Annotated in this window: 17 protein-coding genes and 1 pseudogene; 3 read left to right on the plus strand and 15 right to left on the minus strand. The window is 59.2% G+C overall.

All coding sequences use genetic code 11. The annotated features are described in order from the left end of the window. Position 1 precedes the first annotated feature (1 nt). Positions 2-994: an MBL fold metallo-hydrolase gene (locus tag G463_RS0108685; protein WP_026974859.1), complete on the minus strand. Its 993-nt coding sequence runs from the start codon at positions 992-994 to the stop codon at positions 2-4. A gap of 1 nt (position 995) precedes the next feature. After that, on the minus strand, positions 996-1,931 hold the full coding sequence (gene corA / locus G463_RS0108690) for a magnesium/cobalt transporter CorA (RefSeq protein ID WP_026974860.1): 936 nt from the start codon (positions 1,929-1,931) through the stop codon (positions 996-998). Between the two features lie 152 nt (positions 1,932-2,083). On the opposite strand from corA, the gene G463_RS0108695 reads away from it, so the two are divergent. After that, positions 2,084-3,418, plus strand: a complete 1,335-nt coding sequence (locus G463_RS0108695; RefSeq protein WP_026974861.1) for a glycosyl hydrolase family 18 protein — start codon at positions 2,084-2,086, stop codon at positions 3,416-3,418. A 27-nt stretch (positions 3,419-3,445) separates the two neighbouring features. Next, positions 3,446-3,931 (plus strand): permease, encoded by a 486-nt coding sequence (locus G463_RS0108700; protein WP_026974862.1) that lies wholly within the window; start codon positions 3,446-3,448, stop codon positions 3,929-3,931. On the opposite strand, the gene G463_RS0108705 is transcribed toward G463_RS0108700, so the two are convergent. The 13 genes and pseudogenes from G463_RS0108705 to G463_RS19550 all read right to left on the minus strand — a co-directional run bounded on the left by G463_RS0108705 (position 3,912) and on the right by G463_RS19550 (position 13,990). Then, entirely contained in the window at positions 3,912-4,097 is a 186-nt protein-coding gene (locus G463_RS0108705) for a hypothetical protein (protein WP_026974863.1), read from the minus strand. The genes G463_RS0108700 and G463_RS0108705 overlap by 20 nt on opposite strands. A gap of 22 nt (positions 4,098-4,119) precedes the next feature. Then, positions 4,120-4,854 carry a cytochrome c biogenesis protein gene (locus tag G463_RS19530; RefSeq protein ID WP_051322108.1) on the minus strand — a complete coding sequence of 245 codons (735 nt, stop codon included), beginning with the start codon at positions 4,852-4,854 and terminating at the stop codon, positions 4,120-4,122. A 2-nt stretch (positions 4,855-4,856) separates the two neighbouring features. Further along, the gene (locus G463_RS0108715; RefSeq protein ID WP_026974864.1) at positions 4,857-5,534 is read right to left on the minus strand and encodes a heme exporter protein CcmB; all 678 of its coding nucleotides are present in this window, start codon (positions 5,532-5,534) and stop codon (positions 4,857-4,859) included. Then, the gene (locus tag G463_RS19535; protein WP_169725452.1) at positions 5,531-6,190 is read right to left on the minus strand and encodes an ABC transporter ATP-binding protein; all 660 of its coding nucleotides are present in this window, start codon (positions 6,188-6,190) and stop codon (positions 5,531-5,533) included. The genes G463_RS0108715 and G463_RS19535 overlap by 4 nt, the downstream gene beginning before the upstream one ends. Next, on the minus strand, positions 6,150-7,142 hold the full coding sequence (locus G463_RS23160) for a hypothetical protein (RefSeq protein ID WP_026974865.1): 993 nt from the start codon (positions 7,140-7,142) through the stop codon (positions 6,150-6,152). Before G463_RS23160 ends, G463_RS19535 begins: the two co-directional genes overlap by 41 nt. An 11-nt stretch (positions 7,143-7,153) precedes the next feature. Next, positions 7,154-9,364: a heme lyase CcmF/NrfE family subunit gene (locus tag G463_RS0108730; protein WP_026974866.1), complete on the minus strand. Its 2,211-nt coding sequence runs from the start codon at positions 9,362-9,364 to the stop codon at positions 7,154-7,156. A gap of 60 nt (positions 9,365-9,424) precedes the next feature. Continuing rightward, a complete protein-coding gene (locus tag G463_RS21705; protein WP_051322110.1) occupies positions 9,425-9,835 on the minus strand; it encodes a cytochrome c maturation protein CcmE in 411 nt (136 codons plus the stop codon). Positions 9,836-10,140: 305 nt separating this feature from the next. Beyond that, complete coding sequence (locus tag G463_RS0108745) at positions 10,141-10,641, minus strand: GNAT family N-acetyltransferase (protein ID WP_051322111.1); 501 nt, start codon at positions 10,639-10,641, stop codon at positions 10,141-10,143. 33 nt (positions 10,642-10,674) lie between these two features. Continuing rightward, the gene (locus tag G463_RS0108750; RefSeq protein ID WP_026974868.1) at positions 10,675-11,289 is read right to left on the minus strand and encodes an FMN-binding negative transcriptional regulator; all 615 of its coding nucleotides are present in this window, start codon (positions 11,287-11,289) and stop codon (positions 10,675-10,677) included. Between the two features lie 42 nt (positions 11,290-11,331). After that, positions 11,332-12,567 carry an MFS transporter gene (locus G463_RS0108755; RefSeq protein WP_026974869.1) on the minus strand — a complete coding sequence of 412 codons (1,236 nt, stop codon included), beginning with the start codon at positions 12,565-12,567 and terminating at the stop codon, positions 11,332-11,334. A 134-nt stretch (positions 12,568-12,701) separates the two neighbouring features. Next, a complete protein-coding gene (locus G463_RS23510; RefSeq protein WP_051322115.1) occupies positions 12,702-13,142 on the minus strand; it encodes a VOC family protein in 441 nt (146 codons plus the stop codon). Between the two features lie 15 nt (positions 13,143-13,157). Next, positions 13,158-13,718: pseudogene (locus G463_RS23515) on the minus strand (N-acetyltransferase family protein); the annotation flags it as partial. Positions 13,719-13,747: 29 nt separating this feature from the next. After that, positions 13,748-13,990, minus strand: a complete 243-nt coding sequence (locus tag G463_RS19550; protein ID WP_051322112.1) for a hypothetical protein — start codon at positions 13,988-13,990, stop codon at positions 13,748-13,750. Between the two features lie 518 nt (positions 13,991-14,508). Here G463_RS19550 and G463_RS22810 point away from each other — a divergent pair. Continuing rightward, positions 14,509-14,677 (plus strand): transposase (locus G463_RS22810; RefSeq protein ID WP_035486401.1); only part of this gene is annotated, 169 nt, incomplete at its 3' end.

A 14,677-nucleotide genomic window follows, 5' to 3' on the forward strand; every position in this document is an offset into this window, starting at 1 on the left:
TTCAGTGCGCCGAATACCAGTGTACCACACCCGTCTCGTCCACTTGGGTCCGCACATCGCCATCCGCTTCCAGCCAATCCAAATACCCGAGGGACTCGGACAGGATCAGCGACACCTGGTGAAGGTGCCTCGGGAAGTACGTGGTCGCAAGCTCGAATGCCGTGGCGCCCGGACGCAATCGGACCAATTCAAAAAAAGAGGCTCGGCGCTCCTCCTGCTCGCGCAATCGCTGCCCTATGAGCTCGCTCGCTCCCTGAAACGGTGCGCCATGGCCCGGATAGACCGTGGTCAGCGACATGTTTGCGAGCTCTCGCAGGTTCTCCCGGTAATCCAGCAGGCTGCGCGTTCGATCCGCAGTTCGTCCCGAACTCGCGTTCAATTTCGGCTCCACAAACGCATTGGAGGACACATGCGGCAACAGCTGATCCCCGACGAGCAACTCACCGGTCACCCGATTCCACAACGCCAGCGCAGCCTGGGCGTGGCCGGGAACATGCAGTACCTCGTAGTCTGGGAACCAGGGCAGGGTCTCTCCCGGGTGCAATTCGACGTTCACTACCGACCGGTCGTTCCATTTTTGAAGTAAAAAAAACTCCTGCTTGGCGCGCTCGCGAATGGCGTCGGGAAGGCCCATGGTCCGGTACAGCGCATCGAAAAACTCGAGCCGATACTGTTCCCAGGGTCCACCCGGCTGCAGCCATGTCTGCACGCCAGGAAGCGCGTAGATGGGCACATCCTTCTCCTGAAACAAACTGGCCGCCCCCACATGATCCACGTGTCCGTGCGTGAGAACCACCGCGGTCACATCTTCCGGTCGCACACCGAGCTGTGCCAGTCCAGCTACGAGCGCGTCGCGGGTGGGTTGATGGTTGAGCCCGCAGTCCACCAATACCACGGCGTCAGCGGACTTCACGACGAACGCGTTGACGGAACCCACGGGGAGCGGCGTTTGCAGTTCCAGGCGAAACACATCCGGCTGCACGGCCGTCAACATACTACCACCATCCTCGTTTCTTGAAGTATACACCCAATCCGATGGCCACTGCGATGAGGAGGCACCACAGATACAGGTAGCCGTACTTCCACGAAAGCTCCGGAATGTCATGAAAATTGGTGCCGTACAAACCGACGATGAACGACAGCGGCAAAAAGATGCTGCTGAAGATGGTCAACGTTTTCATCACTTCGTTCATGCGGTTGCCGCGCTGTGCCGTCTGCAGATCCAAGAGACCGCTCAACGCGTCGCGCACCCCGTCGAATCCGTCGACGATTCTTGAAATGTGATCATAGACGTCCAGGTAGTATACGCGCTGTGTGTCATTCGTGTACGGGAAGGCGTCGTGGGCCAGTTGACCCAGCACGTTTCGACCGTCCATGGCCACGCGCCGCACGCGGTGCAGGCGTCGTTTCTCGCGGAAGATGACTGGCGCCAAATCGGTTGTCGTGTTCCGAAACACCTGTTGTTCCAAGTTATCCAAGCGACTCTCCAATGCATCCAATACGGAAAAATACCCATCCACACAGACATCGAGGATGCGGTGCACCAACACCCCCGCGTGCGCCATCATGTCCGGCATCCGGATGGCCTGCCTGTGCAGGTCCTCCAACCAGGACAAGGGCTGATACGTCACTGTGATCACGTAATTCGGTCCCATGACGATGGAAAACTCCACCGTGTTCAAGCGTTTGTCGACGGAATGAAATGTGATGAACGCGTGAGCGTCGGGCTGTGAATGATACACGTCCAACTTCGCCCGTTGTCCCTGATGGACAATATCCTCCAACGCCAATGGATGGCAGTGGAACATATCCAGCAGAAGATGGTGGAGATCTGCGTCGGTCGGTTTGCACAGATGCAGCCAACCCACCTGTTCGACATCCGGTTTTCTCGGTTCTACCTCAGTGACTTGACCATTCGCCCACAGGAGCACTGCGTTCGCCTCACTTCCGCTTTCATCATACCGAAGAAAAACGATTCCGCCAATTCTTCTATTCTACAAGGCCGGTTCATAGGTTATGGGTAGGTGGTAGGGCAGTCCTACGGAACAAGCGCCATAGATGACGCTGAGAAAGGAGTCGCACCATGTACCTGCGCACCTCTTCCGTTGTCGTTCGTTGGTTCGTGGCCATCTTCTGCGCACTGGTCCTTGCAGCGGGGTGCGTTGGCAGTCTGCTGCTGCTGTACGGCGGCGGGTCTTGGCAATCCGCCGCGCAATTGGAGGCCTCCAATCTGGCTGCCGTGGAAGTCAGTGAGCTGGTGGGAACGCCCGACTATCAGTCTGCCGCAGAGCCGGAAGACCACTCTCTGCTTCGCACCATCTCGTCGGTGTTCAAACTTCCGCTGGCGAACCCTGCGAGCATGCTCTCCACGCAGTTACCGGTGCTGGACGACCGTGCAGATGCGCAGTCATCAGGCAGCCAGGCCAGCCTGTTCAATTCGCTCTCCACCTGGGAACAATCGAGCAACAAGCTCGCCATCGGTTGGGCTCCGTACGACACCGCCAGCCGAACCATCCACCTGATTCAAGAAAATCCAGGCATCAGCGTGATCAGCCCAAAATGGATGAGCGTGCAAAACGCAAACGGTCAAATTGACGACCACGTTGAATCGGATGTCGTCCGCTACGCCCACCAGCACCACGTCCAAGTATGGGCGATGTGCGACAACCAGTTCAACGCGTCGCTGACGCACAGCGTGCTGTCGCAGCCAGCGAACCGTCAGCGATTGGTTCAGAATATCGTCCACGCAGCCGTCGCGGGGAAATTGGATGGCGTGAACATCGATTTCGAGAACGTTCATGCGGAGGACAGGACTGCCTTTACCCAATTCATCCAGTCCCTGGCTTCCGGGCTCCATACCGCCCACATCACCCTGTCAGCGGACATTACGCCGGATATCGTTTTTCTCAAGGACGACGCCGCGTTTTTCCACGCCGGCCTCGCCGAATCCTGCGATTACGTGGTGCTGATGGCGTATGACGAACACTGGGGCGGCGACTCGGAGCCAGGACCCGTTGCCGATGTCCCCTGGGTCGAATCCTCTGTGAATGATCTGTTGTCCACCGGCGTCCCTGCGGACAAATTGATTCTCGGACTTCCCTTCTACACGCGGTTCTGGTACGTGCACCGTGACGGGAGCGTGACCAGCGAAGCTGTCGCGGCACCCAACATCCGTGATATTTTGGCGCAGCACCACGCTGAGAGCCAGTGGAACGACACCCTTGGGGTAGCCTATGCCAAATACGCGAAGCCGGACGGTTATATGGAGGTGTGGTACGAGACCGACAAGACCATGCAGCGCAAATTGCAGCTCGTCAATGAGCTTGGGCTGCCCGGCGTTGCCATTTGGTCGCTCAGCCTCTCGAGCACGGAAACGTGGAATTCCATGCTCCAAGCGTTGCGTCAAAGTGTTTCGTAAAGTGGAGGTTGTAGGGAGGAGACTGCTGTGGACAGGTTGTTGGTCGGTTTTGCCTTGGTGACCTTGTCGGCGTACGTCGCGGCATTCTTCCACAGGCCTCAACTGGCCGGTGCAGGACTCGCTACGACGGCGGAGCTCTTTGTCCAAGCTTTGCCGTGGTTGGTGGTCTCCACCTTCGCCGCGGGCATTCTCTCGCAAACGTTCTCTGCCGAATGGATTGCGCAGTGGCTCGGAGAGGACGCCGGACTCGCCGGCGTCTTGGTGGGGGCGCTGCTCGGCATGTTCGGCACCGGGTCGCGCTGGGCCCTGTATCCTTTGGCCGCGGGGCTGCTGGCGGCGGAGTCCAGCCCCGGTGCGGTGTTCTCCTTTGTCACCACCTGGCAGTTGGTGTCATTGCCCCGGCTTCCGGCCGAGTTGCCATTCTACGGTGCGGAGTTCACAGTGGTGCGAGCGGTGGTGTCGGTCGGCGTGGCCATTCTCGGCGGCGTGGTGATCAATCGTCTGCTGCTGTGAACGACGCGCTCTCGTCGCACTTCTGCACGGATGCCTGTTCCAGTTGCCATTCCCGAAGCGCCCTTTCCACCTGCCGCTGTCGACGCCACAGCGACATCACGTACAGGCAGGTTCCTCCCCAGACCAGCAGTGTGACGGCCCACAAATATCCAAGTTGATGCGACATGACTCTCCCCCCCTCATTCACCTCAACGTCTCCCGTCCATCGGCGTGCTGGGTGCTGTCCGGTATGCCTCCCCGACAAGCGTCTCGCGTACACCGGCCTGGCCCCGCATGCGCGCCAGCGTTCTTCGGGTCCACTCCAACCGAACTCGCAGATACAGCAGCAGGACATAGACCAGAAAAAAGACAACGAAGCCAAACATCAATGTGAACGCCATGCTTCCCGGCATATGAAAACCGGTGTCATTCACCAGATCCGGGTGAATCGACCGCCACAGTCGAACCGACAGATGAATCAGCGGCACGTCGAGGAACGCCACCACCGTGTACACAGCCGTAACCACCGCCCGGCGTCGTCCGTCCTCCATGCTGGCGCGCAACAGCACGCAGCCGATGAACAGAAACCAGAGAATCAGTGTCGTGGTCAACCTTGGGTCCCACGTCCACCAGGCATTCCACACCGGTTTGGCCCACAGGGCTCCGGTGACGAGCGTGAGCGCGGTATACACCAGTCCAATTTCAATGGCGGCCACGAGCACCATGTCGCAGCGCTGCCTGCGGGTCAGCAGATACCCAACGGCCGCGCCGAACGCTACACAGAAGGAGATCAACGCGATCCAGGCGCTGGCAACGTGAAAGTACATGATGCGGACCAGATCTCCCATTTGCGCCTCTGGCGGCGACCAGATGAGAGCCAAGTACAGATCGATGAGGCCAAGCAACCCGACGAGGCACACGCAGCCTTTGCTCACCCAGTTCATGATCAGACCTCCATCAACGTCTCGTACAACAGCCAGGGCAGTACGCTGACCATCAGCAGGTATCCAATGAGGACCCCCGCCCACGACCAGGGCACGGGGGCACCGCTGAGTGCGCTGGCGGTCAGCCTATCCACCCCCAAAAACAGCGGCAGGGACACAGGAAACAGCAACATCGGCAACAGGACGTCGCGGAGTGTACTGCCAGCGGTCAACAAGGAAACAAACGTCCCCATTCCAGACAGCCCCAACGTTCCCAAGCCAAGGCTTGCCGCAAACCACAGCGGACGAACCGGACCTGCACGATTGAACAGGAGGAAAAACATCCCCGTCAGCACCGTGACGGCGCACAGAATAAAAATGAGCGTACTGCACCAGCGCGCGTAGTAGATGACGGACAGATCCTGTGGGATGAAGCGGATACCCGTCGCCGCCCCGTACTCCTCGTCTCTCCGGTCCTGACGGAGAAAACCAATCGCCGTGGTGAAAAAAATGTTGAGCCAAAGCAGCCCTGCCGTCATCGAATCGGACAGATCTCCGGCACCGTCCACAGCGATGGCGGTGATAAACATCATGAGCGCGCCAAACAAGAGTCCGGTTGCGAGCAAGTGTGGCCGGCGACACTCCAACCGAATGTCATTTATCAAGAGCAATCCAAAGACGCGCCATCCACTCCCAATCACGCCACCAACTCCAATAGTTGTCCATTCCGAAGCGTCCAGCGCACATCGACGAAGGCTGTTTGTGTCGCGCCGTGTCCGGTCATCACCAGGCTTGTCCCGGTTGCCCGAGCGCCGTCCAGCAACTGGGCCATCAATTGAATGCCACCGGTGTCCAACCCTTCGAACGGTTCATCCAGCAAGAGGATCTGCGGCTGGTGCAGCATCGCCCGCGCCAAGGACAACCGTTGCATCATCCCTTTCGAATATTCGCGGACCCTTCGATCCGCAACATGGAGCAACTCCACCTTCCGCAGCCACTCACGGGCCGTCTCTCGTCGTTTGGACAGCGACATCCCGTGAAGACCGGCGTACAGCATCAGGTTCTCCATCCCGGTGAGATCACCGTATACCCAGGGCGCCTGTAGAACGACCCCAAAGTGCGCCCGGTCGCGACGCGTGATGGGTCGTCCACACCAGTGAACGCCGCCGCGGGTGGGCTTGACCAGTCCCGCCATCACCTTGAGCAAGGTCGTCTTGCCGCTCCCGTTCGGCGCCTGCAACCAATACGCCCTGCCGCGTTCGACCCCTACGCTGATTCGGTGCAGCACCGGCCTGAAATGGTATTCCTTATCGACGTTATGAAGAGAAAGGAGGTTGTCGCTCCGTGTTGCTGACAATTGCCCCACCCCCGCGCCAGCGGCGCCGTTTGTCATCCCTAAGCTGCTGAACCCGCTCGAGTTTCGCCAAAATCTCCGCTTTTCGTTGGCTGTACACATGCCCGGTCACATGTCCATCCCGGCGTTGGTACTCCAATCGTTCCAACGCGCGCACCAGCGCCACCTCCGCAGACGACCTCCGCCGACTTCCGGGAAACCAGCGAACGCCAGCCACCACGAACCCCAAGATCAAGGCTGCCCACAGCAAATTTCCCGTCGCCTGCAGAAGATTCTGCCGCTCCGTCAGCGGTTTTCCAATCACGGGGAGTGTACTGGCCGCGGATGTGGTCAGTTCACCTGCCCCACCCTTCGCCGCGTCGGATGTCGTGGATGGCGCGGCCGGTATCGGCTCTATGGTCACAGGCCACACGGCGCCCGCCGGAATGCCCATTCGTGTATACACGCGCACCTCCGCTCCGTTCATTTGGGCGGTGCGCGTGGTCGTAAACAGGTCTTCGGCGGCCAGCGCGTATTGCCCAGTGGGCAGGTAGAGTTCGGCCACATCCACGGGATCGTCGACGTGGAGGTCAATCTGGGCCGTCTGCTTCACGAACGGCACCGTGTACGCAACGGAGATGGTCGCGGTTTGCTTGGCTGCCGCAGCCATGGCCAGGTCGAGCGTTCCGTCGGCGTCCGGGGCCACCGCCGCATGATTGACAGTGACCGATCCGGCGTCTTTGGGCAGGTGGAGCACCACATCGGCCGCAGCAGCACCCGAATTGGTCACGTCCAGCACCTCAACCACCTGCAGCTGCTGATGAACGGGGACCGGCATCAACATCACCTGCTCGCGGGTCACCTGCACCGGTGCCGACGCGCCAGCCCATGCCGGCACCGGGGCTGCCATCGTGAAGCCAAGCACGGCTGCTGCGCCCAACGCGGTGCGAAACCCTGTCTTTCCTGCACGGAACATGGCGTCCCCTCCTATTCCGATCCGTATTCCAACAAACCCAGCAAACGATCCGCTTCCACCGGCCCGAACCAGCGGCTCAATTCCCGAGCCATGCGTTCGCGCACCTCGACTTGCACGGCTTCCGCATCCACCAACTGGTACCTAAGCTCGCTCTGAAGCGCCTGGTAAGCTGCATTGCCGAGCTTGCCCGCTTGATGGTCGCTTCGCGCATCCTCCTGTTGCTTGCGAATGCGGAGTACGGGATGCCACGCCGGCAGTTCCGCAGCGCGATGGCGCCGTTCGGGCCAGAGCGAAACCAGCGTGCCGGCCATGAACAAATATCCCCCCATCCAGATGAACTGCACCAATGGATTCACATGAATATCGAAGACCGCTTCGTCTCCGTTCAACGTCCCCAGCATGACGACGTACAAATCGGCGAACGGGCGGGAATACAATGCCACCTCCGTGGTGGGGGATTGACCGTTGGCGTAAAACACAGCCGCCGGCTGAATCAGCCCAAGCGTCTTGCCCCCCTGCTCCACCACCAGGTTGGCAGACATGCGGCGGTCATCTCCGACGTTGTCCACGGTCATGCCGATGAAGCGAAGGCTGAACCCGGCCACGCGGACGGGCGGATCGCCCGCGGCCAATTGTTTCTGTTCACTGACGTGAAACGCACCAGACGCAGCGATGCCCATGGCCATGAGCGCAACCGCCAGGTGAACCAGGTATCCCCCCAGCCGGCGGCGCTCCGTGCGCATCCACCGCAGTGCACCTCCGGTTGTGACCCGCGCGGATGCACCTTTCACGAGCCGCCCAATCTGCGCGTACTCCAGAAGCACCGACGCAACCACGAAGACGGCGGCAACCAGTGCCGAGGTCCCAAGCACCGGCAGACGGCCGGCGGGCATGTACAGTACCAACGCCAGCGCGAGCCCAATCACCACTGCCGCGGCCAACGGATAGCCAACGGCCCGCCGCGCAAGCCGCCAGGTTGTGTGTCGCCAGGGAAGGAGTGGTCCCATTCCCATTAGAATAAGTACGCAAACGGCCAGGGGTAAAATGACCCCATTGTAGTACCCGTTGTCCACGACCTTCTCTGCACCGTCAAGCCACCCCGTCAGCAGAGGAAATATCGTTCCGAGCAGCACCCCGGCCGTACAGCCAACCAAGAGCACATTGTTGAATACGAATGCGCTTTCTCTCGAAACGACGGCCGTCATGGGCGGGCCTCCGCGAAGCACCCGCCAGCGCCAGATGAGAATGGCGCAGGACGCAGCGCCCACCGCCATCAGCAAGGCGAGAAAATACGCGCCGAGCGCGCTGTTTGTAAACGCATGGATGCTCCAGATGACGCCGCTTCGCGTCAGGTACGTCCCCAACACGGTGAGCCAAAACGTCAGAATCACGAGCACGTGGTTCCACCGCGTCAACATGTGTCTTCGTTCCTGCACAATGGCGGAATGCAGGAACGCGGTGGCGGTCAACCACGGCAGGAGCGCCGCGTTCTCCACTGGATCCCACGCCCAGTAGCCGCCCCACCCCAACTCCTCGTAAGACCAGTGCGCACCGTAGAGGATTCCGATGCTCAGGAACAGCCAAGAGGCCAGTGTCCAACGGCGCGTGACCACAAGCCACGTCGCATCGGTTTTTCCGAGAATGAGGCTGCTTATGGAATAGGCGAATGGAATGGAAAATCCGATAAAGCCAAGATACAGGTTGACCGGATGAATGGTCATTCCGGGGTTCTGGAGCAACGGGTTCAACCCGCTCATCGGTATGGGTTCTGCGGACCGCGCGAAAGGAGCCACCGCAACGTTTAGAATCACGGCATAAAACAACGTGAGGGCACTGAGGATCCAGGCCACCCACGGCAGCATCCGCTCGCTGTCGTCGTGCCGGCTCCAGCTGACCATCGCGCCGTAGAGCGTCAGAATCAGCACCCAGAACAGCAGTGATCCGGCATTGCCTCCCCACAGCGCGGCGACTCGGTAAATCCACGCTAGACCAGGCCCCGTGTACTCCGCCACGTAAAGGTAGTGATTGTCTTCCAACAACAGCAATTTCAGAAGGCAACCCGCAGCCGTCGCCGCAACGACAAACGCGCCCGCCATCAGCCACCGCCCCGCCGTCCGCCAGGCGGCCGAACGCGTGCGGATGGCTTGGGTTTGAACCACCAAACTGGCGCAGACAGTGACCAGGAGCAGTCGAATTGCGGCTTGTCCCAACGTGCCTGCCATGGTTGTCGCCCCTCTCTGACTACTCTGAACTCTAAACCCGTCATTCAGGATGGAGCGCGGTTAGCCGTTTGTTCCCGCCGCCGTATACTTGGATGGACACTTGATGAGCAGTTTATCCGCGGTGAACTGACCTGTGGACGTCAATTTTCCGAACGCAATCACCGGCCAGTCGTTCGTGAAGCTGTCCGGTTTGTCCCCGTAGTAAGAGACGGCCAATCTCGATTTCCCAGAATCATCTGTGATTTGAAAGGTCAAGCGGCGAATCCCCGGTTGCCAGCGCACGGTGTTGCCAAGAATGTTCCCGCTGACGGCCGTCTCCTGCCCCAGCGCCGCAGTCCCCCGCGCGTACAATTCCGGAACGGTGATGTAATAGGTGGATGCCCGCGTGATGGCCGTCTCAATCAGAACGCCTATCACCACCGCCACCAAGATCAACGCCGCAATCAGTTTGCCTCTGGCCCGAATGACCAACGGACATTCGCTCCTTCCCTGGCATGCCACGTTTCCATCCGCTCACGATGGTCGACAAGCACTTGACGGCGAACCCCTCCACTGACTCTCTGTTCAGTATACTATAGCTCTCAGCATTCAAACACGCCCGCCTGCCACCTCGCCCAAAAATCGAACGCGAGGCCGCTTCGGCGGCCCCGCGAACCGGAACGAATGATTGACTTCGCCTTCCACGTCATCGCTGCAAAACGAACCCGTGAAGCGATCAATCCGTCGAACTGCAACGATGGTCATCATCGGCCATCGGACGGTTCCTTAGGTATCACTCATTCAAGATCTTTTGCAAGCTCAATTTCGTCGCGAATCTCAATCCCATCCTCACTCACCCGCGGTATGGTCGGCTTGATTCGCCGGGCTGCATCGATGGCGCCGGAATGCACGGCTGTCATCCGATACCCTCGCCGCTGGTAGAACCGCAGCGCATCTATGTTGTCATTGCTTGTGACCATCCACACACGCTGACATCCCGCCGCTCGAGCTTCGGATTCCACCGCCCCGAGCAGTTGCGACCCGATGCCATGTCCACCCAGCGTGGCGTTGATGCTCATCAGTTCGCATCCACCCACGCCGTCGAATCGATACGTCGCAGCGCCGACCCGCTCGTCACGCAGCTTTGCCACGAGCGCATGCAAGTCGGTCAAGCGATACACATGCCCACGGCTGACCATGATATCGCCGCCCCACTCGCGCTGCCAAAGTTCTTCCAACCATCGTCGATCCGCCTGGTCCTCCGGTGGCCAGATATGAAGGTCGTTTGCTGAACTCATACATACTTCTCCTCCGTCATGCTTGATGTTTGCTCAGGTCCCATCTGTTCGATGCCACTGGTGCTGCATCCAATCCGCCACCCGCTGCGCGATTGCATCGCCTGATTCGCGAAGTCGGGCAATCACCCGTTGTTGCACGTCCGGCGACTTGTTTTGACTCAACTTCGCCGCCCCTTCCATGTGTGTAATGCGGATGCGAATCCCCACAATCGCCTGCATCATCTTTCGGTAGAAGGGTTCATCAGCTTCGGTGGGCAGTAAAGAATCCGGTTCGTAAAATCGGATCGTCTTCTCTAAAATCTCCGCCAGCTCCTGCTGACTGTCCACCACCTGGCAGGTCCCGTAAACGTGGACAGCCACATAGTTCCACGTGGGAACCGATGCAGGTGTTTCGTACCATGACGGCGAGATATAAGCATGGGGTCCCTGGAACACAACCAGCGCCGATTGTCCGTGCAACGTCCGCCACTGTGGATTCGCCTTTGCCAGATGTGCCAGCAGCACCCGCTCCTCTGGGTTGTAAAAAAACGGAATGTGCGTGGCCGCAGGCGTCTCGTTCACCGCGCTGATCAATACGCCAAAACTGTGGTCATGGATGAACCGCTCGATGGCCGCGTCGTCCATCTGAAACGCACTGGGAATATACATGATGTCAACTCCTATCCGCTGATCCACAACGTACTGTATCCGTTACGGGCGCCCAGCCTCCCACCGATCCTTCCGCCACCATCGCGATACCAACATGCCGAGCCCCACCACCAGGACCACGCTGCCGACAACGCCTACCCACACGTCCGCGCGAAATGCGTGCAACGCCATGCCCGCAAGAAACGCTCCGGCGGGAACCCCCAATCCCATGAGGGCGGTGCGAATGCCGAAGATCCTGCCCCTGAGGCCATCTGGGACATGCTTCTGAACGATGGTGCGGGCCAGCGGGGCATACGGCCCGAAGCAAAATCCCGCACACCACAGCAGCCCGAGACTTTCCGAAACGCCATGCACCCAAATCAATGGCAGGAGACTCAAGCCCATCCCAATCACCATGACACTCATCCAAAGCCCCTGTTGATTTCCGACGCGCACGGCGGCAAATACGGCTGTGCCCATCACTCCACCGAGTCCGTAGGCGGTCCACAACAGACCGAGGGAAGACGCGCCGAGGGAGAGGTCACGATGCACCAGCCATGGCAGCGCCACGTCCAACTGCCCGTACACTGCGTTGAGCATGAGCGCAATCACGGTGATGGCCAACACCACGGGCAGTGCGAGAAGTGCTCGGACGCCGGTGAACCAATCCCTCATGGCGGTGCGAACGGCCCACCCTCCCGCTGAGCGCCTGGCGATGTGGCTCCCGGTGGACATGCACAGGAGACAAGCAGCACACGCGAAAAACGACAATCCATCCAGCAGAATGGCCCATGCAGGCCCGCAGCGATGAATCAACAAGCCGCCGACCAGCGGTCCCAGCAGCGTGGCACCCTGCCAGATGGTTTCCTCCCAGGCATTGGCCGCGGACAACTCATCTGCGGGCACCACCTGTGGCACCATCGCCATCGCGCCAATGGTTGTCAGCGGGCTGAGCAGGCCGGCGACCCCCATGGCGGTGCACAACAACCAAAACGGCAGCGCATGGCGCCAACAGAGGATTGGAACCAAGAGAAACACAGCGCCTCGCACCACATTGTCAGCCACCATCAGGCGCCGACGCGAATATCTGTCCATCAGCACCCCTGCCACCATGGCGGCTGAGACACTGGGCAACTCATAACACAGAACTGTCCATCCCAGCTTTGCCGACGACGAGTACTGCACCGCGACAAGCCACAACAGCGCCAGCCATCCCACCTGGTCACCGAGGGATGAAATGGCCGTGCCGGTGGACAGCCACACAAAATTTCGATGCACAAACAACCCATCTCGCTTCATACCGTACCCCCAGTGGCCCCGCAGGGACCGTTTGGTAATCGCTCACGGGGCACTGCCCCTGGGGGAATCAGATGGGACGATGGCGATAAACCATGCCGTAACCTCCTCGCCCGAATGAAATCGTCCATCGCAGGTTAGCGCCAGTTCTTCATCCGCTCGGCCAACGTCCCTGTGTGCAGCTCGAGTTGGGTGCCGTCCGGATCGAGAAAGTTCACCGTCCAGCCACCTCCCCGCTCCAAGGGTCCGCGGACCAACGGAACATTCCGTGTCCGCAGAATCTCCACCATTCGGTGAAACGCAGTCGGCGAGACGTGCAGAGCCACGTGATCCACACCGAGCTGTGCGTTCGGCGACGGAAGTTCTGGTCGCTCCTGCAGGCAAATCCAAGCATCTCCCCATTCCAAGTACACATCCCGACGCCCGCGATGGACCAGCGCCATCCCGAGGGTATCCACGTAAAACGAAAGTGACACGGCCAAATCAGCCACATTGATGGTCACATGGTTGAAGCCCCGCGCCCCATACGCGTCGAATCCGCGCGGCGCACCTTCCCGGTGCGTGAGAGAAAGGACCATATGCACCTCGTCCCACGCATCTCCATCCAGCTTGAGCGCGTTCGGTTCGATACCGAACTTTTGAAACCCGAGTGATTCGTACAGTCGCAATGCCCCATCGTTGCTCCGTACCACCGACAACCGGAGTTGTTCCACACCCGGCCACTGTTGGCTGTGGGCGATGACGGCTTCCAACAGCATCCGCCCGACCCCACGCCGTCTCCAGGGTGCAGCTACAAACATTCCGAACACATTCGCAATGTGTTGAACCTTCCGCCCCTGTTCCTGCACCAAGGTTACCGTACCAACCAGGTGCCCCGTTGGCGTGTGCGCACCGAGCGTGACGTGAGACGGCGAGGGCGCAAGCTGCGCTGCAATTTGCTCCAACGAGCGTGCGGCAAAGTCCTCATAGGTCGTTTGAAACGCCTCCGGAGAATGAAGAAGAGCTTCCAAACGAAGTCTCCGATAGGCCGCTGCATCTTCCGCCTCCAGAACGCGCACGTTCATATCCATTGTCCCTCCTCCACACATACCCCGGACGGCGGTGTCGCCCACCGTCGCAGGAAACCGGCCTGACCACACTCTCGCGCCTGTCATCTTACCGTGTCACTGCTTGCAGGACGGCTTTACGGTGCAATGGCACCGACGAAGTGGATATATGCCTGTTCTGGGTAGGTTTGAGAGACAAAGCCAACCAAAAAGGAAATGATTTGTGCATCCTGTTCCACCACGAAGCTGGTGTCTTGAAAGTGTTGAAAGAAAACGCGCGGCAGCAGGTGAGACACCGATCGTCCCCACCACGCATCCATTACATCCAAAATGGGGCCGTAGTCGCGTTCTTCCAGGTTTCGCATCAAGCACAGTGTCATGGTTACGGTCCTCCACCGATCTGTTGTCCACTGCCCCCATGTGGGTGATATGCGGCAGGGGATTCATAATCGTTCAAATTATCGGGGAGAATCCGCAAAATTGCAAGACTTTCTGATGCTGTTCCTGCACCTATGCCTTGCAGCGGACAAATCATTACACGTAGCTCCTGTTCAAATGCTGAACAGTCCCCATAAGATTGGCCATTAAGCATAAGCATGGATAACATCGATTCTCACGTAGACTTGGGTGATTCCAAACCAAACCTGTATGGAAGCAGCGTACCGTCAAGCCCGAGGATTCTCTCATACGGGGTGCTGGGGAACTTCAGTCTCTTTCACTCGAAAATTCATCGATTTGGTAGCGTTGTTCAAATTCGAAAGTCTGTGGAATGAAACGAAGTAGAGTCCGGTATGCTGTGTAAAAAGGGATGGCGCCCCGGGGCATAAATATGAGCCATCCCACCCTCTTTGGTAGAATGTGAGATTGGTCAGAATCACATCACCAGGAGGGATAGAAGATGGCTCAATACCAGATTACCCTGAACGACGAAACTTTGAAAGACCTCTTTCAGCAGGATGGGGGTGTAGCGAAACTCGTCGAGCAGGTGCTCAATCAGGTATTACAGGCCCAAGTGACGGAACAACTGAGGGCGGCACCGTATGAGCGGACCGATGAGCGGCAAGGGT

The sequence above is a fragment of the Alicyclobacillus contaminans DSM 17975 genome, assembly GCF_000429525.1.
GTDB lineage: Bacteria > Bacillota > Bacilli > Alicyclobacillales > Alicyclobacillaceae > Alicyclobacillus_A > Alicyclobacillus_A contaminans.